This window comes from Pseudomonas sp. 05N434, from assembly GCF_056396965.1.
Map to the genome: position 1 here is coordinate 1 of NZ_JBFTMK010000855.1, position 1,352 is coordinate 1,352.

A 1,352-nucleotide genomic window follows, 5' to 3' on the forward strand; every position below is an offset into this window, starting at 1 on the left:
GCGCTCGATGGTGCCGTTATCGACTTCGGGTTCGACGTCCAGTTGCTCGAAGATACTCTCGGCGCCGGCCACACCTTTCTGGATGGTCGAGCTGACTTCAGACAATTGGCGGATCGGCTTCGGCAGCAGGCCTGCCAGAGTGATGTAGGCCACCATGTCACCGGCGGACGCATCTCCGCGCAGGAACAACACCAGGAACATCAGCACCGCCATGGCGGTGTAGATCACCAGCTGCAACAGCGGCGTATAGATAGCGCCGGTGCGAGTCATGCGCAATTGCTTGTCGGTGTTGCCCTGGCTGGCATTGAAGAAGCGCCTTTCTTCATAGACTTCGCCGCCGAAGCTGCGCACCACGCGATAGCCCTGGATCGTTTCCGAGGCCACGTGGGTCACGTCCCCCATGGCAGCCTGGATCTTCTTGCTCTGTTTACGGAATTTCTTGCTGGCGGTGCGCACCATAAAGGCGATCAACGGCAGGATCGCAACCATGACCAGCGTCAGGCGCCAGTTCATGAACAGCAGCGAGGCGAACAGGAACGCCACCGTCATGCCTTCACGGATTACGACCTTGATCGCATCTGTAGCCGCCCCCGTGACCATGGTTACGTTGAAGGTGATGCGCGAAATCAGATGACCCGAGTTATGCTTGTCGAAATAACGGTTGGGCAAGACCAGCAGATTGTTGAACAACTGCACACGCAAGTCGTGGACAAGTCCGAGGGAAACCTTGGCCAGAAAGTAGTTGCCCAGATAAGATCCGAGCCCCTGCCACGCTGCAATCAGGATGATCAGCAAAGGCACGGCCTGCAGCAGTTGCAGATCACGCAGGTACGGTACGGTTGGAAAGAGCGCCGCTTCGGGATTGGACAGGCCGTCGACGAAATACTTGAGGATGTACCCGAGCATTGGCTGAGTCGAAGCGAAAATCAGAAAACCGACAATGCTGATCAGGAACAGGCTGATGTACGGCCGGACATAGCTGAGCAGGCGGAAGTAAATTTTCAAGCTCGATGGGCTTGCGGAGAGACTGGAGTCGGTCATATCACGCGAATGTCGATAAAAAGGACGCTGACTTTAGCACAGCTTCTTCAGGGTTCTGGCAATCGCATAAAGGCTGTTATTGTTAAGCGTCAGAATTCAACATCAAATAGCCATCACCCCAAATGGCCGATCAACTTCAGGATTGAATCTCTCAGCATGCAACTCAGTGGCTTCAACAACACATCCAATCGAGTCTTCGATTTCATTTGCCTCTGGATTCTTCCACTCGGCTACTTCCTGCTGCTGTGCGCGATGTTCTTTCTGCCTGGTCGCAGCCTGCATCACAAGATGTTTTATGGCCTGTTCAGCAT

2 protein-coding genes are annotated in these 1,352 nt (G+C 54.5%); both read right to left on the reverse strand.

Annotation, left to right across the window (positions count from 1 at the left end; translation table 11 throughout):
- Positions 1-1,041: ABC transporter permease (locus tag AC1DLB_RS30120; protein WP_477786297.1), on the reverse strand; the 1,041-nt coding region annotated here is incomplete at its 3' end.
- 102 nt (positions 1,042-1,143) lie between these two features.
- The coding region (locus tag AC1DLB_RS30125; RefSeq protein WP_477786298.1) for a hypothetical protein at positions 1,144-1,352 on the reverse strand (209 nt) is incomplete at its 5' end.